The 25,263-nt window shown below is 60.4% G+C and carries 26 protein-coding genes; 12 read left to right on the top strand and 14 right to left on the bottom strand.

Annotated elements, in window-relative coordinates; genetic code table 11:
- Positions 1 to 78: 78 nt before the first annotated feature.
- From MK6180000_RS16315 to MK6180000_RS16295, 5 genes are all read right to left on the bottom strand, one after another.
- Positions 79 to 1,458, bottom strand: coding sequence for a glutamine synthetase family protein (locus MK6180000_RS16315; RefSeq protein ID WP_138935693.1), 1,380 nt, complete (start codon positions 1,456 to 1,458; stop codon positions 79 to 81).
- 79 nt (positions 1,459 to 1,537) lie between these two features.
- Positions 1,538 to 2,578 carry a TRAP transporter substrate-binding protein gene (locus tag MK6180000_RS16310; RefSeq protein WP_138935692.1) on the bottom strand — a complete coding sequence of 347 codons (1,041 nt, stop codon included), beginning with the start codon at positions 2,576 to 2,578 and terminating at the stop codon, positions 1,538 to 1,540.
- 58 nt (positions 2,579 to 2,636) lie between these two features.
- A complete protein-coding gene (locus tag MK6180000_RS16305; protein WP_138935691.1) occupies positions 2,637 to 3,956 on the bottom strand; it encodes a TRAP transporter large permease in 1,320 nt (439 codons plus the stop codon).
- On the bottom strand, positions 3,956 to 4,552 hold the full coding sequence (locus MK6180000_RS16300) for a TRAP transporter small permease subunit (protein ID WP_138935690.1): 597 nt from the start codon (positions 4,550 to 4,552) through the stop codon (positions 3,956 to 3,958). Before MK6180000_RS16300 ends, MK6180000_RS16305 begins: the two co-directional genes overlap by 1 nt.
- Positions 4,545 to 5,330, bottom strand: a complete 786-nt coding sequence (locus tag MK6180000_RS16295; protein WP_138935689.1) for an N-formylglutamate amidohydrolase — start codon at positions 5,328 to 5,330, stop codon at positions 4,545 to 4,547. The genes MK6180000_RS16300 and MK6180000_RS16295 overlap by 8 nt, the downstream gene beginning before the upstream one ends.
- Positions 5,331 to 5,418: 88 nt before the next feature.
- On the opposite strand from MK6180000_RS16295, the gene MK6180000_RS16290 reads away from it, so the two are divergent.
- The gene (locus tag MK6180000_RS16290; RefSeq protein ID WP_138935688.1) at positions 5,419 to 6,285 is read left to right on the top strand and encodes a MurR/RpiR family transcriptional regulator; all 867 of its coding nucleotides are present in this window, start codon (positions 5,419 to 5,421) and stop codon (positions 6,283 to 6,285) included.
- Between the two features lie 5 nt (positions 6,286 to 6,290).
- On the opposite strand, the gene MK6180000_RS16285 is transcribed toward MK6180000_RS16290, so the two are convergent.
- The gene (locus MK6180000_RS16285; protein ID WP_138935687.1) at positions 6,291 to 6,893 is read right to left on the bottom strand and encodes a TetR/AcrR family transcriptional regulator; all 603 of its coding nucleotides are present in this window, start codon (positions 6,891 to 6,893) and stop codon (positions 6,291 to 6,293) included.
- Between the two features lie 251 nt (positions 6,894 to 7,144).
- On the opposite strand from MK6180000_RS16285, the gene MK6180000_RS16280 reads away from it, so the two are divergent.
- The 5 genes from MK6180000_RS16280 (at position 7,145) to MK6180000_RS16260 (ending at position 13,165) form a co-directional block, all read left to right on the top strand.
- Positions 7,145 to 8,278, top strand: a complete 1,134-nt coding sequence (locus MK6180000_RS16280; RefSeq protein WP_138935686.1) for an extracellular solute-binding protein — start codon at positions 7,145 to 7,147, stop codon at positions 8,276 to 8,278.
- Positions 8,279 to 8,367: 89 nt separating this feature from the next.
- Positions 8,368 to 9,480, top strand: coding sequence for an ABC transporter ATP-binding protein (locus MK6180000_RS16275; protein WP_138935685.1), 1,113 nt, complete (start codon positions 8,368 to 8,370; stop codon positions 9,478 to 9,480).
- Positions 9,481 to 9,490: 10 nt separating this feature from the next.
- On the top strand, positions 9,491 to 10,411 hold the full coding sequence (locus MK6180000_RS16270; protein ID WP_138935684.1) for an ABC transporter permease: 921 nt from the start codon (positions 9,491 to 9,493) through the stop codon (positions 10,409 to 10,411).
- Entirely contained in the window at positions 10,408 to 11,634 is a 1,227-nt protein-coding gene (locus tag MK6180000_RS16265) for an ABC transporter permease (RefSeq protein WP_138935683.1), read from the top strand. Before MK6180000_RS16270 ends, MK6180000_RS16265 begins: the two co-directional genes overlap by 4 nt.
- Before the next feature lie 4 nt (positions 11,635 to 11,638).
- Positions 11,639 to 13,165 (top strand): sulfatase-like hydrolase/transferase, encoded by a 1,527-nt coding sequence (locus tag MK6180000_RS16260; protein WP_138935682.1) that lies wholly within the window; start codon positions 11,639 to 11,641, stop codon positions 13,163 to 13,165.
- A 41-nt stretch (positions 13,166 to 13,206) separates the two neighbouring features.
- On the opposite strand, the gene MK6180000_RS16255 is transcribed toward MK6180000_RS16260, so the two are convergent.
- On the bottom strand, positions 13,207 to 14,655 hold the full coding sequence (locus MK6180000_RS16255; protein ID WP_138935681.1) for a Do family serine endopeptidase: 1,449 nt from the start codon (positions 14,653 to 14,655) through the stop codon (positions 13,207 to 13,209).
- A 211-nt stretch (positions 14,656 to 14,866) separates the two neighbouring features.
- Here MK6180000_RS16255 and MK6180000_RS16250 point away from each other — a divergent pair, with 211 nt between their 5' ends.
- Positions 14,867 to 15,211: a hypothetical protein gene (locus MK6180000_RS16250; protein ID WP_138935680.1), complete on the top strand. Its 345-nt coding sequence runs from the start codon at positions 14,867 to 14,869 to the stop codon at positions 15,209 to 15,211.
- Here MK6180000_RS16250 and MK6180000_RS16245 read toward each other — a convergent pair.
- Both MK6180000_RS16245 and MK6180000_RS16240 read right to left on the bottom strand, forming a co-directional pair.
- Entirely contained in the window at positions 15,208 to 15,618 is a 411-nt protein-coding gene (locus MK6180000_RS16245) for a DUF4112 domain-containing protein (RefSeq protein WP_246040555.1), read from the bottom strand. The genes MK6180000_RS16250 and MK6180000_RS16245 overlap by 4 nt on opposite strands.
- Complete coding sequence (locus MK6180000_RS16240) at positions 15,605 to 15,784, bottom strand: YqaE/Pmp3 family membrane protein (protein WP_138936553.1); 180 nt, start codon at positions 15,782 to 15,784, stop codon at positions 15,605 to 15,607. Before MK6180000_RS16240 ends, MK6180000_RS16245 begins: the two co-directional genes overlap by 14 nt.
- Before the next feature lie 35 nt (positions 15,785 to 15,819).
- On the opposite strand from MK6180000_RS16240, the gene MK6180000_RS16235 reads away from it, so the two are divergent.
- Positions 15,820 to 16,053: a hypothetical protein gene (locus MK6180000_RS16235; RefSeq protein WP_138935678.1), complete on the top strand. Its 234-nt coding sequence runs from the start codon at positions 15,820 to 15,822 to the stop codon at positions 16,051 to 16,053.
- Positions 16,054 to 16,095: 42 nt separating this feature from the next.
- Here the strand turns inward: MK6180000_RS16235 and MK6180000_RS16230 are convergent, their stop codons facing one another.
- Together MK6180000_RS16230 and MK6180000_RS20415 are read right to left on the bottom strand one after the other, a co-directional pair.
- On the bottom strand, positions 16,096 to 17,670 hold the full coding sequence (locus tag MK6180000_RS16230; protein ID WP_138935677.1) for a phospholipase D-like domain-containing protein: 1,575 nt from the start codon (positions 17,668 to 17,670) through the stop codon (positions 16,096 to 16,098).
- A gap of 135 nt (positions 17,671 to 17,805) precedes the next feature.
- The gene (locus MK6180000_RS20415) at positions 17,806 to 17,940 is read right to left on the bottom strand and encodes a NepR family anti-sigma factor (RefSeq protein ID WP_171054665.1); all 135 of its coding nucleotides are present in this window, start codon (positions 17,938 to 17,940) and stop codon (positions 17,806 to 17,808) included.
- A gap of 304 nt (positions 17,941 to 18,244) precedes the next feature.
- Here MK6180000_RS20415 and MK6180000_RS16225 point away from each other — a divergent pair, with 304 nt between their 5' ends.
- Complete coding sequence (locus MK6180000_RS16225) at positions 18,245 to 20,419, top strand: DEAD/DEAH box helicase (RefSeq protein WP_138935676.1); 2,175 nt, start codon at positions 18,245 to 18,247, stop codon at positions 20,417 to 20,419.
- Here the strand turns inward: MK6180000_RS16225 and betA are convergent.
- Positions 20,416 to 22,092 carry a choline dehydrogenase gene (betA, locus tag MK6180000_RS16220; RefSeq protein WP_138935675.1) on the bottom strand — a complete coding sequence of 559 codons (1,677 nt, stop codon included), beginning with the start codon at positions 22,090 to 22,092 and terminating at the stop codon, positions 20,416 to 20,418. The genes MK6180000_RS16225 and betA overlap by 4 nt on opposite strands.
- 124 nt (positions 22,093 to 22,216) lie before the next feature.
- On the opposite strand from betA, the gene betI reads away from it, so the two are divergent.
- Positions 22,217 to 22,900: a transcriptional regulator BetI gene (betI, locus tag MK6180000_RS16215; RefSeq protein WP_138935674.1), complete on the top strand. Its 684-nt coding sequence runs from the start codon at positions 22,217 to 22,219 to the stop codon at positions 22,898 to 22,900.
- Positions 22,901 to 23,044: 144 nt separating this feature from the next.
- On the opposite strand, the gene MK6180000_RS16210 is transcribed toward betI, so the two are convergent.
- Together MK6180000_RS16210 and MK6180000_RS16205 are read right to left on the bottom strand one after the other, a co-directional pair.
- The gene (locus MK6180000_RS16210; protein ID WP_138935673.1) at positions 23,045 to 23,749 is read right to left on the bottom strand and encodes a winged helix-turn-helix domain-containing protein; all 705 of its coding nucleotides are present in this window, start codon (positions 23,747 to 23,749) and stop codon (positions 23,045 to 23,047) included.
- On the bottom strand, positions 23,746 to 23,973 hold the full coding sequence (locus MK6180000_RS16205) for a hypothetical protein (RefSeq protein WP_138935672.1): 228 nt from the start codon (positions 23,971 to 23,973) through the stop codon (positions 23,746 to 23,748). Before MK6180000_RS16205 ends, MK6180000_RS16210 begins: the two co-directional genes overlap by 4 nt.
- A gap of 156 nt (positions 23,974 to 24,129) precedes the next feature.
- On the opposite strand from MK6180000_RS16205, the gene MK6180000_RS16200 reads away from it, so the two are divergent.
- Positions 24,130 to 24,501, top strand: coding sequence for a hypothetical protein (locus tag MK6180000_RS16200; RefSeq protein ID WP_138935671.1), 372 nt, complete (start codon positions 24,130 to 24,132; stop codon positions 24,499 to 24,501).
- A gap of 84 nt (positions 24,502 to 24,585) precedes the next feature.
- Positions 24,586 to 25,206, top strand: a complete 621-nt coding sequence (locus MK6180000_RS16195; protein ID WP_138936552.1) for a ribonuclease HII — start codon at positions 24,586 to 24,588, stop codon at positions 25,204 to 25,206.
- Positions 25,207 to 25,263 lie beyond the last annotated feature (57 nt).

Raw genomic sequence — 25,263 nt, 5'->3', positions numbered from 1 at the left:
GGGGCGGCTCATTCTTCTTGCCCCAAATATCCCCGTGCGGAGCGCTCCGGCGGTCTCAACCCGCGCAGTGGCCGGCGTTTAGCACCGCTCAAATCCGCGGGCGATTTCGTAGTCCGTCACGGCAGAATCGAAATCCTCAATCTCAACCTCGGCGGCGCGGGCGTAGTGATCAACCACATCGTCGCCCAGCGTCTTGCGCAGCATCGCCGATCCCTTCAGCGACACATACGCATCGCGCAGATTGGTCGGAATCATGCCCTCTTTGCCCGAATAGGCATCGCCCTTGAAGGGTGGCGCCAATTCCAGCTTTTCTTCGATACCCGCGATTCCAGCAGCCAGCTGTACGGCCATAGCAAGGTAGGGGTTTAAATCCGACCCGCCAACGCGGCATTCCACGCGCACGGCGCGGCTCGATGCACCGCACAGACGAAATCCGGCAGTGCGATTATCAACCGACCAAATGGTGCGCGTGGGGGCAAACGTGCCTTTCACGAACCGCTTGTAGCTGTTGATGTAAGGCGCGAGGAAGTAGGTATAATCGGGGGCATATTTCAACATGCCGGCCATGTAACTCTTCATCAGATCCGACATACCCAGATCATCGGATTTGTCGAAAAAGACGTTCTCGCCGTCCTTCCACAGGGACTGATGCACATGCGACGAGCTGCCGACGCGGTCCGGGTGCCACTTGGGCAAGAAGGAGACGGCGTGGCCCTGCTGCCATGCGATTTCCTTGGTTGCGTGCTTGGCGATGGTGTGGAAATCGGCCGTGTCGAGGGCGGCGGCGTATTTGATATTCAGCTCTTCCTGGCCCGCCTCGGCCTCGCCCTTGGTGCACTCGATGGGCAGGCCGGCGTCCCACAGATGATTGCGCAAGGGGCGCATGACATGCTCTTCCTTTGTGGTCTGGAAGATGTTGTAATCCTCATTATAGCCCGAGATCGGCACGAGGTCGCGGTAGCCACCTTTGCGGATCTCATCATAGCTTTTCTCGAACAGGAAAAACTCCAGCTCGGTCGCCATCATTGCGCTCAGGCCCATTTCCTCCAGCCGCGCCAGCTGCTTTTTCAGCATCGCGCGGGGCGAGTGGGGCACAGGCTCATTATGGTGATCCAAGACGTCGCACAGCACCATAACGGTGCCCTCCAGCCACGGCATCGGTCGCAGCGTGTTCAGATCGGGCTGCATGACGTAATCGCCATAGCCCTTCTCCCACGAGGTGCTGGCAAATCCCTCGGGCGTCGACATTTCCAGATCGGTGGCTAGCAGGTAGTTACAGCAATGCGTTTCCTTGTAGGCGCCATTGATGAAATGCCCGGCGTGAAAACGCTTGCCCATCAGGCGGCCCTGCATGTCGACGAGGCAGACGAGGACAGTGTCGACGCTGCCGTCTTCTACCTGTTTCTTCAGGTTATCGAATGTCAGCGCGGGGGTCTGGGCAGAAGTTTTGACGGGCATAGGAAACCTCGAAATTTGCATGCGGCGGGATAAGGCGGCAGGCCCCGGCAGGATGCCGGGACCGCCAGTTAGTAACAGATCAGCCGTTGGTGTAGGGCGGACCCGCTTTGCCGATCACGTCGTTATAGTCACGGAAGATGTTGACGATCTTCTGGTGCACTTCGCCCTCCTGAGCGATCTCGTCCCAGAAGGTGACCGCGGCGTCTTCGACCGTCTTCCACTCGGCCTGCGGAATTGTGCGCAGCTTTAGCTTGTCGCCCTGCGCGCGCAGGCGTGCCTCGCCGCCCCAGTACCACTGATTGCGGTAGGTATGGCTGGCCTCGATCCCGGCCATGACGATCTGCTTGAGGTGATCGGGCAGGTCCGACCATTGCTTGGGATTGACAAAGAACGATCCAATCCACGCGCCCGAGATATTGTTGGTCAGGAAGTAGTCGGTGACGTTCGCCCAGCCAACGGTGTAATCCTCGGTGATGCCCGACCATGCCATACCGTCCAGCTCGCCGGTCTGAACCGCGACCTCGGCATCCTCGTAGGGTATGCTGACAGGCACGACGCCGAACTGCGACAGGAACCGTCCCGCCGTGGGGAAGGTGTATAGCTTCAGACCATCCAGATCGGCCAACGACGTGATCTCTTTGGTGGTGTTGAAGTTGCAGGGGTCTTGGCCCGCAGCCGACAGCCATTTGACGCCGACCTTGTCGTATTCTTCGGTCCAGATATCGGCCAGCCCGTATTGGTCAAAGAGGACAGGCACATCCAGAATATGCTTGGTCGCCAGCGGGAAATATCCGCCAAATTGCTGCAGCGGCGTGGGCGAGGCCATAGAGTCGTCGTCCGAATGAACGCCGTCAATGGTGCCGCGTTGCAGCGCCTGAAACATCTCGCCGGTGGGCACGATCTGGTCTGCGTAGAACAGTTCGATCTCCATCTCGCCGTTAGCGGCGGCATTGATGTAGTCGATGGCAGGCTTTGTCACATGCTCGCCCAGTGCGGCGCCGGCATAGGTCTGAAAACGCCACTTGATCGGGGCCTGCGCGCGCACAATCGCGGGCGCGCCCAGTGCGGTGGCTGCGGTACCGATACCGGCTGCGGCCAAAAACTTTCTGCGTGTCGTCATCTTTTCTCTCCTTGTTATGGTCAAATCTACGCTCCGCTTGCCGGAGTTCTGGTTGGCGTCAGTTATACACGAGATTGGGCAGCCACAGCGCAATTTGCGGAAACGCCATGACGGCGATCAACGCACCTATCATGACGGCCACGAACGGTATGATCGAGCGATAGATATCGCGTATCGAAATCTCGGGCGGGGCCATGGCGCGCATCAGGAACAGGTTATAGCCGAAGGGCGGCGTCATATAGGCGATCTGGCAGGTGATCGTATAAAGCACGCCATACCATATCAGATCAAAGCCCAGATCACCGACCAGCGGCACGTATAGCGGCGCGACGATGACCAGCATCGCGGTATCGTCCAGAAACGTGCCCATCACGATAAAACTTAGCTGCATCATGATCAGGATGACCCACGGATCGAGGCCCCATTGCGTTGTGAACAGATCCGAGATCGCCTTGACCGCGCCCAGCCCATCGAAGATCGCGCCAAAGCCGAGGGCGGCGAGGATGATCCACATGAACATGCAAGAAATACCCAGCGTGTTGCGCACCGAATTCTCGAACACTTCGCGCGTCATGCGCCCTTTGACTACAGCAGCAAGGAAGGCCGCCATGGCGCCAATTGCGCTGCTTTCCACCAGCGAGGTCCAGCCCTTGACGAAGGGCACCATCATAACGGCGAATATCATCAGCGGCAGCAGACCAGCGGACAGCAGGCGCATTTTCTCGCGGGTCGATACGTTACGCTCTTCCGGTGCCAGGGGCGGGCCCAGTTCGGGCTGCATCCGGCAACGCACATAGATGTAAATGATGAACATCGTCGCCATCATCAGGCCGGGAATCACGCCCGCCAGCCACAACTGGCCGACCGGTTGACGCGCGATCATCGCGTAGAGCACCAGCACGACAGATGGCGGGACGAGGATGCCCAACGACGATCCGGCCTGAATGACGCCCGTCACCATGATCTTGTCATAGCCGCGCTTTAGCAGTTCGGGCAGGGCGATGGTCGCGCCGATTGCCATGCCCGCCACCGACAAACCGTTCATCGCCGATATCAGCACCATCAAAAGGATCGTACCGATCGCCAGCCCCCCGCGCACAGGCCCCATCCAGACGTGGAACATCTTGTAGAGGTCGTCGGCAATCCGGCTCTCGCTTAGGACGTAGCCCATAAAGATGAACATTGGCAGCGTCAGCAACGGGTACCACTTCATGAGTTTCATCGCGGCGGAAAACGGCATGTCAGCCCCGCCCGTGCCCCACAGCAGGATGCCGCCCACCGCAGCCACAAAGCCGATGGCGCCGAACACACGCTGGCCGGTCAGCAGCATCAGCATCATCGAGCTGAACATCAGGATGGCAATCATCTCGTATGGCATCAGATTTCTTCCCCGCGAATGCGGCCAATATCGCGGAAAAATTCTGCGAGAACTTGAAGCAGCATCAGCGTGACGCCGAGGATCATGATGGCCTTTACTGGCCAGATATAGGGCCGCCACGACGTCGGGCTACGCTCCATGAAGCCCATCAGATCCTTGGCCGCATTCGGCCCTTCGGTGACGAATGTGGTCAGCAACGTCCAAAAGAAATGGTACGGGTCGCCCTCAAAGTGGCCCAGCGAATAGGCGATGGAATTGATCGCGCCGTACAGCAGAACGCCCAGATAAAACATCAGGAATAGCACTGTGATGGCATCCATCCACGCCTTTTGCTTGACGCTCCAATCACCGTAAAACAAATCCATCCGCACGTTCGATCCCATCTGAATCGAGTACGGCCCGCCAAGGACGTAATAGGCGACCATGACAAACTGCGCCGTCTCCAGCGTCCAGAGAGTAGGGTCGAAAAACGTCTTGGACACGGACGACCACATCAGCACGCCGATGAGGACAAAGATCAGATACATCGCGATCCGTCCGACAAAGCGGTTCATCGCGTCGACGCCGTGCACATAGCCGCGAATGATTTTAGGCATGTGCGCTCCCTTGGGTTTGCAGGCCTAGATGGATCAGCGCTGGAATAATCATCTGCGCCAACTCGTCGCCGATTGCGGCAATCTGTTCGGGCGTTTGCAGCAGGTCATTTCGTACCTCAATCATCACATTTGGCAGCCCGTTTGCCAGCCCGTGAATTTGCAGCGAATGGGTGACGCCGTCCTCAGGCCCGTAGGGGCGATTGCGGTGAACAGCGCGGCGCGGCAGCTTGTCCGCAGCCTTGAGCATGGCATCTGCCAGCGCGGTATCGGTATCATGCAATATGCCGATCTCTGTCTCGCGCGGATCGCCGTAATAGACGGGGGTAAAGCTGTGGATGGTGACGAGCGCTGTCGGCTGGCCGCAATCCTTCCGCGCCGCAATCTGCGCGGTGACGGTATTGCAAAACGGACGGTAGATCGTGCTTGCGCGCTCATCGCGCTGGGCGGCGCTTAGACCGGCATTGCCGGGCACATCAACCAGTTCGGATTTTTCGGGCATGGCGGAGGCGGCCTCGGGCGGGCGATTGCAGTCATAAACCAGCCGCGAGACGGTGCTGGCGATCAGCGTCGCCTCTAGCGATTGCGCCAGATGCAGCGCCAGATCGCGCGCGCCGGGGTCCCAAGCAGCATGGCTGACAGCCGCCTCAGGGGTTAGGCCCAAACCGTCATAGCGCGCAGGGATGCGGTGCGAGGCGTGTTCGCACACGATTAGCGCGGCGCCGGGCGCGCCTTTGCCGATCACTTCGACTACATCCTCATCCTGCGATTTTTCCGGCATGACATCTCCCACGCTTCTGAAAAATTGTTTTCACGCCGGGGAATTTCTGTCAATATCTTTCCAGCTTATATTTCAAAGGGACTGGCCCATGACCAAACCGGCCACGACAGTCCGCGAGGCGATCCGCGCGCACTACGCCGCGCTGACCATATCAGAGCGTAAGTTCGCGCAGGCGCTGCTGGATAATTACCCCGCGGCCGGCCTTGCCTCGATCACTATTGCCGCGGCAAATGCGGGCGTGTCGACACCCACGCTGGCACGGCTGGTGCAAAAGCTGGGCTATAAAGGGTATCCGCAATTCCAGCAGGCCCTATTGGCCGAGCTGGAGGCGAAGGCGTCTGGCCCCACACAGCGGCGCGATCAATGGGCCAGCGAGGTGCCGGAATCGCACCTACTGAATCGATTTGCTACTGCCATTGGCGACAATATCCAGCAGACGCTGGCAAATGTGGACAGTGCGCAATTCGATAGCGCGGTGCAGATGTTGGCGGGGACCGACCATCGCCTCTATGTCGTCGGCGGGCGGATTAGCCGCGCGCTGGCCGACTATGCATTTACCCATTTTCAGGCGGTGCGCCGCCGCATTACGCACATGACCTCCAGCTCGGCCACATGGCCGCATTACGTGCTGGACATGGAGGAGGGCGACGTCCTGCTGCTGTTTGACATGCGCCGGTACGAGACGAACCTGCTCCGCCTCGCGCAACTGGCGACGGATCGCGGTGTGCGCGTCATTCTGATCACCGATCAATGGGCCAGCCCGGTGGCAGCGCACGCGGTGCATACCTTTCACTGCTGGACGCAAATCCCCTCGGCATGGGACAGCAACACCTCGACCATGATGCTGCTGGAGGCGCTGATTGCCGCCGTCCAAGAGGCCGACTGGCCCCAGACGCGGAACAGGTACGAGCGGCTAGATGCGATTTTCGACGCCGCGCGTTTATTTGAGAAATAGCGCCTTTAGGTTGCGCCAAGGCTGCGCAGCGCGTCGTCGCGCGCCTGCTCCAGTGCAGCGATGTCCATGCCGGACCGGGCCATCACACGCAGGCCTGCATAAACTGCCAGCACCATCTTCGCGCGGCGCTGCGCCTCATCCTGGGGCATGATCTGGGCCAGTGCCCGCTCCAGCGCGTCGCCCAGTTTCGCATAGCAGCGCTGTACAATTTTTGCGGTGTCGGGGTCTAGCGTGGCGCGGTCGACCGATGCGTTGCACAAAAAACAGCCCGCCGAGTCATTGGCGTCGCGCCGTGCCGCGATGGGCGCATCCAGAAACGCAGCAATCCGGTCCATTGCGGGTGCAGCACCATCGCCGAGAGTGCGCGCGCCCGCGTCGATCATCTGCACCTCAAATGCTGCCAGCGCCCGCAGATACATCGCCTGCTTATTTCCGAATGTGGCATAAAGGCTGGCTTTTCCCAGTCCCGTCGCGGCGATAATATCGCTTAGCCCCGTTGCCTCGTACCCCTTTTCCCAAAACAGTTTCATAATCGCGGCAAGTGCTTCGCTCTCGTCAAATTTGCGGGGGCGGCCGGGTGTGCGGGACGGTACCGGATGCGCGGTCATCGTCAATCTCCTCGTGGCGTGCCGCGCTGCATCTGCGGCTGGCTGGTGGCGCAGGTCCTAATTCTATCGCTTTAGGACCGCTTGGTAAACAACGCCGCGCGGCCTAGAATAGGTCCGTACGCCGCCAGCCTTCATCGGCCCCAATGCCAGCTGCTTGTTAAAGGTTTTGTGACTGGTGTCGCAAAGATTTGCTTTTGAATCCGATGGCGCGCAGACTGCGCGGAATTAAAAAACCAAACAGGGAGACAATTATGAAAATCACCAATGGCCTTAGCCGCCGCTCCGTTCTACGCGGGGGTGCCGCGCTGGGCGGTGCCGCCCTCGCCGCGCCTCTATACAGCAAATCTGCGCTCGCCTCGTCGGGCGAGTTGAACATCCTGATGTGGTCCGACTACCTGCCGCCAGCCTTCATCGAAGGCTTTGAGGCAGAGAGTGGGATCAAGCTGAATTACACTGGCATCGGCTCCAACGAGGAGATCATCAACAAGATGAAAGCCTCCAAGGGTCAGGGTTTTGACATCGTGTCGCCCACCAACAACCGCTCGCTGCAATGGGGGCCGCTTGAGCTGCTTCAGCCTTTTGATCTGACCCGTGTGAACATGGACGCGGTCAATCCCGCCATGTCGCAGATCGGCGAAACGGCGTGGAACTTTGATGACACTGGCTCTCACTGGCTGCCGCATATCTGGGGCACCGAAGGTGTCGCGTACCGCACCGACAAGTTCCTGCCCGAAGGCGATGCACCCAGCTATGGCGATATCTGGGCCGAGGCGAACGCAGGCAAAACGATGGGCCGCCCCCACTCCATGATGCTGGGCGCCGGCCTCTATATGGAGGCGTCGGGCGAGATGGAGCCGGGATCAGTCTGGGCCGCCTACGAGGACGAGGAAACGATGCGCAAGATCTGGAGCCAGATCTCGGACTGGTGCATCGAGCGTAAGGGTCGCATCAAGCTGCTGTGGAACGACGCCGATACCCAGAAAAACGGCCTGCTAAACGAGGGCGTCATCGTCGGCCAGACATGGGACGGACCGCCCCTCGCGCTGAAAACAGCGGGCGAGCCGGTGACCTACCAAGCGCCGAAAGAGGGCGCAATGGCATGGGTCGACGGCATGTCGTTGCCCATTGGTGCCGAAAACGTTGATCAGATCTATGCCTTTATTGACTACGCCTACCGCAAGGAACCGGCAGGTAAGGCGATCGACGATCATGGCTATAACTCGCCTGTTCTGGGTGCGGACGAATTTGCCGGCGACGCCTACAAGAAGAACTTTGCCGAGGCATATCCCGGCAACAGTCTGGCCGAACTGAACCCATGGCCAGCCGAGGCACCTTGGTACGCCGACGTGCGGACCGAGTTCGTCAACCGCTTCGTCAGCGCTTAATCTGCGGCGCCCCTCGGCAGTGCCGGGGGGCGTTTTGCGCTAACTATCCAAATTATCAGACCGCGGCACACGCGGCAGGGGGAATTTGCATGAGCCGAGGGATTGGCGTCGAGCTGAAGGATCTGTGGATCCGGTTTGACGATTTCGTTGCCGTCAGGAATGCCAATGTCGCGGTCGAGGGGGGCAAATTCTTTAGCTTTCTTGGCCCATCAGGCTGCGGCAAAACAACTATATTGCGCGCGGTATCCGGCTTTCTGGACCCCAGTGAGGGCGACATTCTGATCGGGGGCAATTCGATGCGCGGCATCGGCCCGAACAAGCGGCCGACAGCGCTGATATTTCAAAACCTCGCGCTGTTTCCGCTGATGAAGGTTTGGGAAAACATCGCCTTTTCGATGGAAATCACCGGCGCCAGTGCCAAGGCCCGCCGCAAGCGTGCGGACGAGTTGCTGGACATGATCGCGCTGTCCGATCAGGCCGACAAACTGCCCTCTGAGCTATCTGGCGGCCAGCGCCAGCGCGTCGCCATCGCCCGCGCGCTATGCGCCGAGCCGGACGTCCTGCTACTGGACGAGCCGCTGTCGGCGCTGGACCTGAAGCTGCGCCAGCATATGCGCACCGAACTGCGCGAGATCCAGCAGCGCGTCGGCATCACATTTATCTACATCACCCACGATCAGGGCGAGGCGCTGACCATGTCCGATCATATCGCCGTCATGAAGGCCGGCGTGATCGACCAGATCGGCACCGGCAAGGATGTCTATAACGATCCTGCCACACCCTTCGTCGCGTCGTTTGTTGGGGAGAACAACGTCTTTCGCGGCAAGGTCAAAACTGTCTCGGGCGACACGGCGCTGATCGCGACCAACCGCAGCGGCGAGTTGGTCGCGCGTGTCTCGCCTTCCAATCAGGGCCTGCTAAAGCCCGGAGATGACGCTATGCTGTTCATCCGCCCCGAGGCATTTTCACTGGCCGAATCCCAGACTGGCGGCAATACGCAAGTGACTGCCCGCGTCACGAACGAGGAGTTTGAGGGCAGCGCCTTCAACATCTTTATGGAGGGCGACCTCGGCAAGCAAATCAAGGTGGCGATCCCAAATCTGGGGCAGTCATTCGAGTCGCGGCAGGGCCGCACCATCGCGCTGGAATATGACATGCGCAACGCCGTCGCCATGCCCGCCGGGCCGATGGCGACCGAATGAGGGGGCGCGCATGCCACGCTTCCTGACCGAATTTTTCAAGCGCAATGGGATCCTGATGGGCGGCCTGATGTTGGGCCTTGTCCTGTTCTGGACCATCGGACTGATCATCCTGCCGCAGCTGTCGATGCTGGATTTCTCGTTCCGGCCCAATTTGCCGCCGCCCGAAATGGGCGGTCCGCGCGATGTCTATACGCTGGAGAATTATCGCCACCTCGTTTTTGGCCCTGAGGGTGCCAGCGCGGCCTACAACTACGTCGATCTAGGCGTATTTTTCCGGACGATCGTGGCTGCCATCTGCATCACGATATTCAACCTGATCCTGTGTTATCCCATCGCCTACTATCTGGGCCAAAGCCGGGGCAACCACGTTCGGATCTTCGCACTGATGCTGATCATCCCCTACTGGATCAACGAGATTTTGCGCGCCTTCGCCCTGCGCATCATCTTTGGTCAGACTGGGGTGCTTAACACGCTGCTCGTCGGTCTTGGCATCTTTGATACGCCCTACGATTTCATTCGCAATGACATCGCGCTCTATGCGGGCCTTGGCTATGCCTACATCCTGCTGATGATTTTCCCCATCTACAACGTGATCGAAAGCTTGGATCGAAACCAGATCGAGGCCGCCCGCGACATGGGCGCGTCATGGCTGCGCATTCACCGCCGCGTTGTCATCCCCTACGCGAAACCCGGCATCAGCAGCGGCTGCACCATGGTCTTTATGCTGTCGGCCGGCGCGCTGGCTGCGCCGCAAATTCTGGGCGGGCCCAGCAGTTTGTGGTTCACGCAGATCATCTATCAGTGGTTCAACGATAACAGTAACTGGCCGCAAGGCGCGGCCTATGCCGTGGTCCTTCTGGTCACCTGTATCCTTCTGGTCATGGCCGCGATGCGCCTCTTTAAGGTGAATATGGGGGACATCGGCAAATGAAGCTGTCCTTCCTACGCATTTCCCTCTGGCTCTACCTTGCACTCTTTTTTGCCTACCTCCTTGGCCCGCTTGTCATCATGTCGATCACGGCGTTCAACTCGCCTTCCTTCCCGCGCATGACCCCATGGGAGTGTCTGACCTTTCAGTGGTTCGGCGCACTGTTCCGCGATGAGCGTATCCTAAACGGTATCAAAAACAGCCTGATTGTGGGCGTCGGCACCGTGGCCTTATCGGTCGCTATGGGACTCGCTGCGGCGCTGATGCTGACGCAAATATGGCCCAAGATGCGCACCAGTTTCTATACGCTCATCATTGCGCCCATCCTGATCCCCGGCGTTGTGCTGGGCATATCGACCCTCGTGTTCTGGGACCGCGTCGCGCGAATGCTGGGAATGGAGCCGGGCGGCTTTTTGTCCAACGGCATTTTCCTCACGATCATCGGCCAGTCTACGTTCATCGCCTCCTACTGTATGCTGGTCCTTGTCGCGCGGCTGCAACGCTACGACGTGTCCCTGACCGAGGCGGCGCTTGATCTGGGCGCGACCCACGCGCAGGCGTTTCGCAAGATCATGTTGCCGTTTATGCGGCCCGCAATCGCGTCGGCGGCTGTGCTGGCCTTCCTCGCCTCGTTTGAGAATTACAACACGACCACATTTACATTTGGCGAATATCCAACCCTGACAATCGAGCTGGCCCAGAAGGTGCGCTATGGCATCACGCCCGCCATTTCGGCACTGGCGTTCATCATCGTGGCGCTGACTGTGTTTGCCGCGTTAGCGAATGAGGCCAATATCAGACGCAATCAGCTGGCTGGCGGAGGGTTCGCAGCCGTCAGTACACCGAAATCCGGCCTGCACCTGCCGCGGTTCCTGTCGGGCAATCCTGCCGCGATCTTGCTGGTGCTGGTTGCGATCACCGTCATTACGGTTGTCGGGACCGCGATGACCTATAGCCCGCAGCAATGTGTGGCAGACGTCCGTGCGGCCAAGCAACTAAAAGCGCGAGAGGCCATTGAGGCCCTGCGCGCCGCCCGAGAAGCGCGCGAACCGGTGCCAGAGGCGCCCGCTCAAGCTCCGCAAGGGGAGAATGGAAATTCCAGCTTTGGCGGCGTTTTCAATCCTAACAACTTGGGCGGCGGGACTGCACCCAAACCCGCGCCACCTAAGGCGAAGACAGGCTTTGGCGGTGTTTTCGATCCGACCAATCTAGGCACAGGCGAATAAGGCTATGGGCGCGCGGCAGAACATCCTCTTTATAGTCATAGATCAGCTGCGCGCCGATTGCCTGATAGGTGATCTGGCCGCGCATGTCAGCTTGCCGAACATGCGCGCGCTGATGGATGATGCTGTGACATTCACGCGGCACTTTTCTGTCGCCAATCCGTGCGGGCCTTCGCGGGCGTCGATCCTGACGGGGCAGTATGCGATGAACCATCGGTCGGTTCGCAATGGCACGCCTCTCAGGCATGATACGCCGAACCTTGCCACCGAACTGCGCCGCACGGGCCACCTACCGCTGCTGTTTGGTTACACCGATACGTCGCCCGACCCGCGCAACTACCCGTCCGGTGATCCGGCGCTGACCAGCTACGAGATGCCGATGCCCGGCTTTGACGAGGTGGTAGAAATGCGGCTAGAGCGGTCGATGCCGTGGCGCGGTTACCTGCGCGGTAAGGGCTATGATTTTGCGAGCTATGCCGATCTGTACGTGCCGAATGCCCAGCCGGGCTGCGCGCCGCGCATCGACGATCCGGCGATCTATACCGCTGCTGATAGCGACACGGCGTTTCTGACGGATAGCTTTCTTGGCCACATGGCGGACCGGACGCATGAGGGCTGGTGCGCGCATCTGACTTATATCCGCCCGCACCCCCCGCTGGTCGCGCCTGCGCCGTATAACCGCTTGGTCGATCCCGCCACGTTGCCCCTTCCGCGACGGTTAGCAACGCCCGAAGATGAGATGGCACAGCATCCATTTTTCATCCCGTCGCTGGCAGCTGCCACCCCTGCCAGCATGGTGCACGGCCTTGGCGAGCTGCCTACCACCGACGCCACTGTGCAAGCGCTGCGCGCGGTCTACCTGGGGCTGGCCACCGAGGTCGATCACCACGTTGGCCGCGTGGTCGACTGGCTAAAATCTAGCGACCAGTATGACGATACGCTGATTGTGCTGACCGCCGATCATGGCGAGATGCTGGGTGATCGCCACGCGTGGGGCAAGATGAATGTGCATGACGCGGCGTTTCATACGCCTTTGATCGTGCGGGCCCCCGGCAATGCGCAGCGAGGCGTGCAGATTAATCAATGGACCGAGTCCATCGACATCGCACCGACGATCCTGGAATGGGCCGGGGCAGTGCCGCCCAATTCGATGGACGGACGCTCCCTTTTGCCACTGCTACGCGGCGAGGTTCCGGCAGATTGGCGCACTCATTCGTTTTCGGAATTGGATTTTGGCAACCCGCTTGCGCCGTCACCGTGGCAGGTAGCGTTGGGCACCGATATTTGCGCATCGAACCTCGCCATTCTGCGCGAAGTAGGCCTGACGCTGGTCGAATTTGCCGCCGATCTGCCGCCGATGTTGCTGAAGATGCAGGACGGGCTGGCAACGGATGTAGCGGGCAGGCCCGAGTTTGCCGCCGATCTGGCGCGTATGGCACGTGTGATGCTGCGGCACCGAATGCGGCATATGGACCAGACGCTGGCCCTAGACGCGATCACTGCGAGCGGTGCGCAGCGCACACATCGTCATTGATGCCGCCCGGCCCACATAGGGGGCCGGACGGTGCTGCTGGATTACTCGTCTTCGCCGGCGAGCTTAACCGCGACAAAGGTATAGTTACCGCCGCGATAGACCCGCAGTAGCAATGGCTCGTCCGCATCGGCCGCGCTTTTCACGGCGCTGCGCAATCCGTCCAGATCGCTGACCTCGTCGCCGGCAGCAGCGGTGATAACGTCGCCGGGTTGCATCCCCGCTGTGCTGGCCGCGCTACCGGGCTCCACGCCTGTGATCGCAATACCGCTCAGCTCTTCGGGCAGGCCCAGACGGGCGCGCAGTGCGGCGTCCAGCGGCGCGATAGAGACGCCCAGACGCGGCGTGCCGTCATCAGCGCCGGTATCCTCGGCCTCGGTGATGCTCTGGCTTGGATGCAGGCCGATGGTCACGTCCAGCACCTGCTGGGCATCATCGCGCAAGATGGTTAGTTGCGTGGGCGATCCGACCTCCAGATCAGCAACCGCCAGCGACAAATCGCGCGGGTCCTCTACCGTCTCGCCGCCCAGCGATATGATCACGTCACCGGGTACCAGCCCCGCTTTCTCGGCCGGGCTGCCCCGTGTCACCGACGACACCAGCGTGCCTTCGGCAGTCTCCATCCCCAGCGCGCTGGCGATGTCATCTGTTACAGGCTGGATGCTGACGCCCAGCCAGCCACGCTCCACCGCGCCATCCTCGCGCAGGTCTGCTACGATGCGCTGCGCCACAGCCGAAGGCACGGCAAAGCCGATACCGACGCTACCGCCCGAAGGTGATACGATAGCGGTGTTTACGCCCACAACATCGCCCGCAACGTTAAAGAGCGGCCCGCCCGAATTGCCCCGGTTGATCGCCGCATCCGTTTGCAGAAAGTCGTCATAGGGTCCCGCGTTGATGTTACGCGAGCGCGCAGACAGGATGCCAGCCGTGACAGTTCCGCCAAGGCCAAAGGGATTGCCGATGGCGATGGTCCAGTCGCCGATTTCCAGATCGTCTGACGAGCCCCACTGGACATGCGGCAGGGCCTCGTCGCTCTCGATCTTGAGCAGTGCGATATCAGTCGCGGGGTCGGTGCCGATAAGGGTGGCGTCAAAACGGCGCTCGTCCTCTAGCACGACTTCGATACTGGCGGCCTGCTCAATCACGTGGTTGTTTGTCACGACATAGCCGTCGTCAGTGATAATGAATCCCGATCCCAGCGCTTGCACCGGACCTTGGAGCACTGGCGCGCCGCGCGGTGCACCGAACAGATCGCCCATACCGGGTGGCAGTTGCGGCACTGCGCCCTGCGGCGCGTTCTGCGCGGGCATTGTGGTGATGATGCCGACAACGGCCGGCAGCTTCTGACGCACAATCTCGGAAAAGGAAGAAGGTGCGGCGGCGACGGCTGGCTCTTGCTGCGCGATGCCAGTCATCGGGATCGCCAACGCAAGACCGATGGCAGTCGCAGCGCCGATCAGATGGCGGGTCTGTTTGGGATAGGCGTTCATGATTTAAAATTTCCTTGGTTAGAGGGATGTGCGTCAATTGGGAGGGGGTTTTCGCCCTCGCAAGGTGCGCGCTGGTCACAACTGCATCTCATTCGCGTGAGCGCTGCGGCACGGCGACGCGCCATGGAACGACTAACGCTGGCAAAGGGTTGGCTATTCAACGCGTTCGTGCAGGACGTCGTGCAAACCTAACCGCAAGAGGAAGCCGCATATGTCCGACGAAAAATCCCAAGATCGAGGCCCGAAGCACACCGAAGCCGGACCCGATATTGCCCCCCGCGCGCGCGACGAGATGTTGGAGGCATATCACGAACGCCGCGAGGATGAACCTGCCGCCGCACCGATGGAGACGGACGCTGAAAGTGGTGGAGCGTCCGCCGTCTCAGATTTGCCAGCCGACAAAGCGCCGGAGGACCCAGCGCAGCGCTATATCAACAGCGCAGAAACGCCTCGCCGCGATAGCGCGAATGACAGCGTGGGAGGAACCGCATGGATTGCATGGGTGATCGCGGCTCTGATCTGCATCGCCGTTGTATATGGGATGACGCAGCTCTAACTGCGGTCTCTGGTGCCCAAGTCGCGGCGCAGCAGACGCGCGTTTCGAATATTTGCCTTGAACCCGATATCGAATAGATCGCCAACCAGCGGAACGGCCCCTAGAACAAAGTCCGTGCCGCTGTTGGCCATCATTCGCAGGATCGTCCGCTTGCGTGCGCCATGCTGCCAGCCTTTGGTGATCATCCATACGGCTGGACCAAACATCAATAGATCGCCAATGCCGGGAACCAGCCCAACTATCCCATCCAACCCGATGCGCGTGCCGACGACAGGCAGTCTGAATTGGGCGTCCATAAGCTGAGCCATCCGGTCGATACGGTCCAAGTCCTGCGAGATCTTGGTGCCGGATCGCCGTTGCGGCCCGTCCGGGCTGGTGTCGCCCGCAAGCTCGTCAGGACGCCGCACGTCCTGGGCCCTTTGATCCGATAATGTATACGGCATGTATGATGCCAGGAATGTAGCCCAAGATTGTTAGCAGGATGTTGATCCAGAAATGCTTGCCTAGTCCGACCTGAAGAAAGACGCCTAAAGGCGGCAATAAGATCGCGGCTATGATGCGGATAATGTCGATGTCGGGCCCCTTTTTCCATTACTTAGCGAGGCAGAATGCGCCGCACCTATCAAACGCGCCGCCGGGGCAATCCGTTCCGCATCGCGATCTTGCCTGGCTCTGACAGACATATCCCGCGCTGCGCGGATGGCGATAACGATCATTCCGGCCACACCGCTGGCGATCCGCAATCAGCAATGAACAATGCCACCGCCCGATTTGTGCGGGACTACAGGCGATCCGCAGTGACCACCTACTATGTCCGTCCGTTGTTCGCCACCGCAAGCTAAAGGTTCGGTCATGTCCGCGTTGTTGCGTTTCTCAATCCGGTTTCAAACCATCGCCTCTGGAATGCCAGGCAGGCGGCGGCCAAAGGCCTTGGCGGGTCGCACGTCGTAGGGCACCAAAAATCCCTTACGATCCTCTGGCGCAATTTCGGCATTGTGCCGCGCGCGCTCCGCCCAGACGGCGGCAGCACTCTCGGCGGCAAAGAATTCCGGCCCCGCATCGTCACCCAGCCAATGGTGGAAGATGCGCTCGCGCAATTCGTCAACTTGCGCTTCAATGTTCAGCATGACGCCCGCCTCGGTATCCCAGCGCATCGAGCGTCCGTTTAGGTTGGCCGACGATACAATGGCACGGTCGCGATCGAAAATGGACACCTTTGAATGGACGTAAATGATAGGCGATCCGCACAGCGTGTCACGGTCTTTCGTCTCTAGCGACTTGGGCCGCACGGGCGAACATATCGTAAATCTGTCGCCATACGCATCGCGCAGCATACCGACACACTTTGCCTGCAAAAACTCACCATAGCGTACGTCTGATCCGGTGGCGCCAAAGAACGCGACCTCCTCTGGGGCGGCAGGCAGCACGATAATCAACGACAAAGACGGATTGTCGCGGGCTGCCCGCGCCAGATGCCCGCACAGATCGGTGTCGCGCAGATACTGCGTTTCAAAATATATCAGACCGCGTGCACGCGCGATAAGGCGGTGATGATCGTCGGCAATTGTATGAACCAGCGGTTTTGGCCCCAGAAATGGCCAGTCCCGCTTGCGTCTGCGCGAAAGTGTGCGCAGCAGGCGGCCCTCGGCGACGGGCGGGTGCGCTCCTGAAACGACACCCAAAAATTCCTGCAGATGGCTGTGCAAATCACCAGCAATCGGGCCGGTACACTTCAATTGCACGTCTTGCCACGTCTCGTTTCGAACGCGCTGATGGCGTTTGTCGTCATAGCGTCGCTCGTCCAGATCCAGCCCCCCTATGAAGGCGGTGTGCTGGTCGACCACGCAGACCTTCTGATGATGCGTGCCGGGGATCAGCGGAGGTACTGGCCACCTGCGCGCTTTGAGAATGTCCGCGTCCGTGCGGCGCAAAAGGGGGCGCAGCATTGGACTGCATTCCAATGCGCGCGCCCGGGCTGAACTGGACATCTCATTCAGTTTGCGTGCCGTCTTATTTATTTCCTTGATCAGGCGGGGCCAGAGAAACACGCGGGGTAGCAGGCCCGTCCGCGCCGAATGGGCAGCATTGGTCACGGTCAGATCCGCAATTGGCCCTGCCGCCTCGCGCGCCGCAACGAATGCGCGCCTGGATGTCCACGAAGCTGTGTGCAGTTCCGGTGCCAGAACCGCGTCGAAATCTGCCAGAACAAAGGTAATTTTGACCCCTTTGGCCAAGACGTATGTGATCAAGTCGAACCAGTCGTCCCCGATCGCACGCCCTTCATCACTGCGCAGTTTCGTCGTTAGGTCGAACACGCGGTATCCGGCTGAAATCTCTTTCTTAGCGTTCAGAAAGGCGCGCTCCATCACGGGATACACTTCGGACGCGGTCAGTAGCACCGTTATTTCAGACGTGCCGTCCACCTCATCCGCATCGCCAGAAACTGCCGTACCGGCCATTGCGTCCCTCATACATCGCTAATCAAGCGCAACGCGGGGGGTTCTGCAGAAGTTCCTTGATCCAAGGCTTTGGCTGTCTACTCGCATGGAGTAAAAACAGCAAAAATCTTGGAAGCATGTGCGGCCCATTAGCCGTCAGCTAGCTGCGCCAACACGCTCCTGAGCATCCTGTTCTTGCAACTTGCGCAGCAGGTCTGCCATTTTGTCGGGCAAATTGCGCGGCTCAACCTCGCGATAAGCGCGTTTCAGATTTTTTGTCACTGGATCCATATCATCTAACCTCATTCATCCGGTCTATGAGCGCGGTGACCGCGGTCGGGTAGTACCGGGCGCAAAAATGGTCGTATTGCGCATCCAACAGGTGCCGGGCGCCATCGGTTCCGCCCCATTTTTTAACAGTAAAGTGATCGTTGCTAATATATCGTTAAGAAAACAGATCAATATCGCGCGCAGTGCCCTTTGGTCTGTCCGTGCAGGACTGCGGCGCTATACATCTGTTCCCCAAGGGTATAGAGGGCGCACCTTGGGGCGCCGCCATGTGCGCCCACCCCTGACACAGCAGAAAAACTCTCCCGTGAAAACAGCTCTCGCCGATGCAATTGCCGCCCGTGGATACACCACGCTCACCCCTGTTCAGCAAGCGGTGACGAACCCTGACCTGACCGGCGCCGATATGCTGGTGTCGGCCCAGACGGGATCGGGCAAGACGCTGGGCTTTGGCCTTGCCATTGCGCCGACGCTGCTGGGCGATGCCGAAAAGTTTAGCAATGCAAGCGCACCGCTGGCCCTGGTCATAGCGCCCACGCGCGAACTGGCGTTGCAGGTCAAGCGCGAGCTGTCGTGGCTCTACGCCGGCGCGGGCGCTGTGCTTGCGTCCTGCGTTGGGGGCATGGACATGCGAACAGAGCGTCAGGCGCTGGGGCGCGGCGCACATATCGTCGTCGCCACGCCGGGCCGTTTGCGCGATCACATCATGCGCGGCTCTATCGACCTTGGCTCCCTTCGGGCCGTGGTTCTGGACGAGGCCGACGAGATGCTTGATCTTGGCTTTCGCGAAGACCTCGAATTCATTCTCGGCGAGGCACCGGATGAGCGCCAGACGCTGCTCTTTTCGGCCACGGTCCCTGCGGCGATCGCCAAACTTGCTGAGGGCTATCAAAAGGACGCCGTGCGCATCAGCACCGCGGCCGCCGAGGCGGGCCAGCACGCTGATATCGAATACCGCGCCTTGAATGTGTCGCCCCGCGACGGCGAGAACGCCATCATCAATGTGCTGCGTTACTACGAATCGCCCAACGCACTCGTGTTTTGCAATACGCGCGCAATGGTCGCACGCTTGACTACGCGCCTGTCAAATCGCGGCTTTGCCGTCGTGGCCCTATCCGGCGAATTGTCGCAGTCCGAGCGTACACACGCGCTGCAGGCCATGCGCGATGGCCGTGCCCGCGTCTGCGTCGCCACGGATGTCGCCGCGCGCGGCATTGACCTGCCGAATCTGGATCTGGTCGTTCACGCCGAACTGCCCGGCAGCCACGAGACACTGCTACACCGCTCGGGCCGCACCGGCCGCGCAGGGCGCAAGGGTGTGTCAGTGTTGGTTGTACCGCCTGTCGCCCGCAAAAAGGCCGAGCGCATCCTCAACTGGGCCAAGCTGCGCGCCGAATGGGGCCCGGCCCCCTCGGCCGATGAGGTCACCGCCAAGGACGAAGAGCGGATGCTGAACGACGAGGCATGGTCAGAGGCGATCACCGACGCCGAGGCCGGTCCCGTCGCCAAGCTGCTAGAGCATTTCAAGCCCGAGCAGATCGCCGCCGCTTACTTGCGCATGTTCCACGCCAAACACTCCGCGCCCGAGGATCTGGGCGATCCGGGCGAAAAACCAGCGCCGCGAGTCGCGTTCGGCCCGTCAGTGTGGTTCTCTGTATCAGGCGGCCGCGCCAAGGGCGCAGAGCCGCGCCGCCTGCTGCCCATGCTCTGCAAGGCGGGCGGCATCACGCGCGACGATATCGGTGCGATCCGCATCGGCGATACTGAGAGCTATGTGGAATTGCGCAAGCCCGCCGCCGCAGGCTTCAAGGCGTCCATCGGCGATAAAATGCGCGTCGAGGATGGCGCAGAGGTCGCGGAGCTGTCCTCCCCGCCCGCCATGGCCCAGCGCCCCGGCGGCAAACCGGGCGGCAAACCCGATGGTAAGCCCCGCACCGGCCCCAAGCCGGAGTGGAAGAAGCCCGCGCCGAAAGGCCCGCCGCCCGCCAGCCAGCTGGACGATTTGCCCGCCATTTTGCCGCCAGAAGACCGCGCGCCCAAGCCATCCAAGCCCGCACCCAAAAGCACCGCCAAGGTCCAATATGACGATGCCCCCGCGCCACGTCATAAGAAGCCCAAGGAAGGTACCGCCGGCAGCCCTCACCGCAAGGGACCGAAGCCTGATTTTACCCGTGATGGCGCCGTAACGGACGCAGCGGCCAAGCCGAAATACAAGGGCAAGCCCGATAGCTATACCAAAGGCGGTGCGCCGACTACCGGCAAGGCGTCCAGCAAGAAAAACCGCGCCCGCACCGCTGCCAAGGCTGCCGAGGGATACACGAGCAAACCGGGCAGCAAGCCTGCCGGAAAGCCCGGCGCGAAACCTTTCGGCAAGCCCGGCGGGAAGCCGTTTGGTAAGCCGGGAGGCAAACCCGCCGCCAAGTCCGGCGCAAAGCCTGCCGGTAAGCCCCGCACTGGCCCGCCCAAAGGCGGCGCCAGCTAAGCTAGCTCTGCGGCCTTTACCGTCTCGCGCCAGCCCGGATGCATCCATGGGCGCTGGTTCGAGGCGGGCAGAGGTGGCTTGCCCAAGATCATATCCGCTGCCTTTTCGCCCGTCATGATACTTGGCCCGTTCAGGTTGCCGTTCGTGATCCGCGGAAAGATTGAGCTGTCGGCAACGCGCAGCCCGTCCACGCCGATCACCCGGCACTCCGGGTCGACCACTGCGTCCGGGTCATCCGCCGCACCCATCTTGCAGGTGCCGCAGGGGTGATACGCGCTCTCTGCATGCTCTGCGATAAAGGCGTCGAGTTCGTCGTAAGTCTGCACGTCTTTGCCCGGCTGGATTTCCTTGCCGCGATAGGCGTCGAACGCAGCTTGGCTGAATATTTCGCGCGTAAGGCGGATGCAGCGGCGGAAATCCTCCCAATCGGCATCTTGCGACATGTAGTTGAATACGATTTTGGGGGCGGCCATCGGATCGCCGGATGCCAGACTGACCCGTCCGCGCGAGGCGGACCGCATCGGACCGACATGCGCCTGAAAACCATGCCCTTCGGCGGCGGCCTGTCCGTCATAGCGGACGGCCATTGGCAGGAAATGATACTGAATGTCGGGGTATTCCACGCCGGGCCGCGAGCGCAGGAACGCAGCGCTCTCGAATTGGTTCGACGCGCCCAGACCGGATTTGCCAAACAGCCATTGCGCGCCGATCATGCCCTTGGACCACAGGTTCCAATGCTTGAAGAGGGTGATAGGCTGGGTGCAGGCCTGCTGTATATATAGCTCCAGATGGTCCTGTAGATTGCCACCTACGCCGGGGCGGTCAGCGATTACGTCAATGCTATGTTCGGCCAGGTGCGCGGCAGGGCCAACACCCGACAGCATCAGTATCTTGGGCGAGTTGAAAGCGGACGCGGCCAACACCACCTCGCGATTGGCGTGGACGATCTGGGTCTTGCCGCCCCGTGTAATCTCGACCCCTGTCGCGCGCCCGTCCTCGATGATGATGCGCCGGACAAAACAGCGCAGTATGTCGCAGTTGGGGCGTTTCAGCGCGGGCCGCAGATAGGCGTTAGCGGCCGACCAGCGACGCCCGCGATGGACGGTCTGCTCCATCGGGCCAAAGCCCTCTTGTTTCTCGCCATTGTAGTCGTCTGTCGTCTCGTATCCTGCTTGGCGGCCAGCCTGCACAAATGCATCGAACAACGGATTGACGCGTGGCCCGCGCGTCACATGCAGCGGGCCGTCGGTGCCGCGCCAGGTTGGATCGCCGCCATGGCCACCATCGGTCCAATTCTCCAGCCGCTTGAAGTAAGGCAGCACGTCGGCATAGCCCCAGCCAGCAGCGCCCGCCTGTTCCCAATGGTCGAAATCGCGGGCATGGCCGCGCACATAGACCATCCCATTAATTGACGACGACCCGCCCAGCACCTTGCCGCGCGGCGCGGCAAGGCGGCGGTTGTTCAGGTGCGGCTCAGGCTGAGAGGTATAGCCCCAGTCATAGCGCTTCATGTTCATCGGATAGCTGAGCGCGGCAGGCATCTGAATAAACGGCCCCGCATCGGTACCGCCATATTCCAGCACCAGCACAGTGTGCTTGCCGTCCTCGGACAGACGGTACGCCATTGCTGACCCGGCTGATCCCGATCCGATGATGACAAAATCGGCCTGCATGATGATCCCTTTCCTGAGCGCGTTAGACAAATACTTACCAACGGTCAGTTTTATAGTCAAAAGGTAAATATTGTGACCCCTCCGCTGCCGCGCTAAGCTGGCGGCGCAGCAACACGGCAGGCATATGGCACGGCAATCCATCGGAGATATCAGGCGTGCGGAGCTATCGCAGGCGGCGTTCGACGCACTGGTGCGCCACGGCATCCGTGGCACTACACTGGACCGCGTGGCAAAGATCGCCGGCGTGTCCAAGGGCGTTGTTCTGCATCATTTCAAGGACAAAGATGCCCTCTTCGAGGGAGTTCAACGCAAGGCAAACAGCGTCCTGCGCATCTGCGTGACTGAACTTTTGCGCCACGCAGACACCCCGCTTGAGCGGCTCTATGCCATCGTCGTCGGTAATTTCGCGGCGCCAGTGTTCCAGCAGGAAATCTGCCACGCGTGGATTTCGCTCTGCTCGGACGTGCCGCACAACCGGCAAAGCCAGCGTATTCAGACGGTTGTGCATGCCCGCATGCGCAGCAACTTGATGAGTGCGCTACATCCGCTTGCGGGCGCGGACGCGCCTCGCATCGCCTTCCAACTCCGCACGGTGATGGACGGCATCTGGCTGCGCGCCAGCTTCCAAATCGCGGCAATGACTGGGGCCGAAGGCGTGGCCGAGGTAGATTTCGCTGCGCGTCACCTGTTAGCCGCGCATCGTATTGCGTCCGCTGATATGGACGCCGCCCTGAGCAAAATGCAAAATCTAGCTGGCCTCATCCTAACAACGCGCGCGTTTCGCGATCAAGCGCTGACGGCAGGCTAATCAGTGTCATTCACTGGGGCTTTGCCCCCGCCGCCCTTCGGGCGCCTCCCCCAGGATATTTTCAGCAAAAAGAATGGGGGCCCCGCTTTTCTTCTTGCTTCCAATATCCTCGCCGAAGGCGAAATCCTTCCTTTGACCGGTAAGTCAAATCACGCGGATAACATCTTTGTCGATGGCTAACACATAGCCTTGGCGCGCGATGTTTTTGACCAGCAGTTCGCTAATCATCTGGTTACCCAGCGTATCGCGCAGCCGCTTAATCCGCGTGGCGCCGGCCGCTTCATCGCAATCGACGGCGGCGCGGCCAGACACGATACCCTCTATCTCGGCGCCGGTCAGGATGTCGCCATCCATTCGCGCCTCGGCCAGCACCGAGAGTGTTTCGATCGCTGCATCGGTCAGCTTGAACCCCATATTGTTTAGATAGACCGATTTTTCGGCCCGGCTGATCAACAGGGAGCTGACCTGAATGCCGGACCGCTCTATCTGAGCCATGCGTCGATTGAGAAGCGTCAGCATCACAAGAAAGACGAGCGCGGCGATCAGTAGCGCTGTACTAAAAATCAGCAGCACAAAGATCACCATCCGGTAGCTGACCAGCGTCTCACTAAAGGCGGTGCCAGACAGGGCGAGGATTTCAAGTAGCTTGATGTCTCCGTCGCTGGTCAACGCGTCGTTCTCTACAAAGATCTGCTCGACCCTTGCGTTAAATGCGCCCGCATCGGGAAGTGTCACAAAAAGCAGCACCGCCGCCAGCGCCAATATGGCGACGATTGAGGCGACGCCCAGCGCTACCACGCGGCTGCCCGAGCGGCGGGCATCGGCGGCAAGTATGATGTCGCCGTTCATTGCTCGGACACCGATAGTACCTTGAGCAGGGTCAGGCCCTGTGCGCCAAGCTGCCGCCGTAGTTGCGCGCGCGCCGCGGCAACCGTGCAAGCGCCGTCGATCATGGCGGTGGCATAGAATAGCTCCAGCGGGTTGTCCCGCTTGGCCTTGTATTCAACGATGCATGCCGCGTTCGCGGGCGTTGCAAGCAGGGCGACTAAGGCCAGTGGGGTGATTATTTTCATCATAGCGTCACGATGGAGAAGCGCGCGCCGCTATTCAATATCCATTGTCGCGCAGCGGCTTGGTTATCGGATAACACTCAGGTGATATTGTTTGCCTGCGCCGCGTGGGGCCATCTTAAACCCACCAAGGAGCCACACCCGAAAGGAAACAATAAAATGTCTGGCAAATTCATCTCATTCATCGTCGCGGCGTCAATCGCCGTAACTGGCATGACCGCCGCCCCGGCGCAGGCAAGTGATCGTGATCTAGCACGCGCGCTGGCTGCAATCGCCGGAGTCGCGATTATTGGCGCCGCAGTCCACGACAGCCGCAAAGACAAACGCCACGCCGCCCCAAGCAGATATCGGTCCAAAAAGAGCTATCGCGCTGCGCCGCGCCGTGCGTACCAGCAGCCCTACGCGTATCAGCAGCGCCGCCCGGCGGTAGAGCGCGCCTATCGCCAAGGTGTTCGCGATCAGCGGCGAGTCGAGCGCCGCCATGGCCATGGGCAACAGCGCGGTTATAGCGCGCGGCCTTTTGGGTACTAAGGCCCTCGTTGCACGACATCAAGGAAAGGGGGCCCATCAGTGGGCCCCCTTTTCTTTGCCTGCCAGCCGTGCTTCATGCCCGGCATGACTGGACCTGACTATTCATACGAGAACGCAGCGCGCGTTGCGGGCGCATACATCATCGCAGGTGTCGACGAGGTAGGGCGCGGCCCTTTGGCCGGGCCGGTAACTGCCGCCGCCGTCGTGCTGGACCCAGCGAGAATTCCCGAAGGATTGAACGATTCCAAAAAGTTGAGCGGGGTAAAGCGTGCGCTGCTTTATGACCTTATCGCAGCCGTAGCCGAGGTCAGCATCGCCCATGCCAGCGTGGAGGAGATCGACGACTTGAACATCCTGCGCGCCTCGCATCTGGCGATGGAGCGGGCAGTTGCCGGTCTGGCCCGCACCCCAGACATGGCGCTGATCGACGGCAATATGATTCCGCGCGGCCTGACCATTCCGGCCCGCACGATCATCAAGGGAGACGCGCTATCAGTGTCGATTTCGGCGGCCTCAATCATGGCCAAAATATGTCGAGACTGTGTCATGCGGGATTTGGCGCAACACTATCCCGGGTATGGCTGGGAGACGAACGCAGGCTATCCGTCTAAAAGCCACAAAGAGGCGCTCCAAAATCTGGGCGTGACCCCTCACCATAGACGTTCGTTCAAACCCGTCCACAACATCTTGTATCAAGATAAATAACTAACATGCTGATTCAAAAAAGAAATTGACCACGAATCGCCTTTAGCCCAACTTTGT

The sequence above is a fragment of the Roseovarius arcticus genome (genome assembly GCF_006125015.1).
Classification (GTDB): domain Bacteria; phylum Pseudomonadota; class Alphaproteobacteria; order Rhodobacterales; family Rhodobacteraceae; genus Roseovarius; species Roseovarius arcticus.
This window is presented reverse-complemented; position numbering and strand designations above follow the sequence as displayed.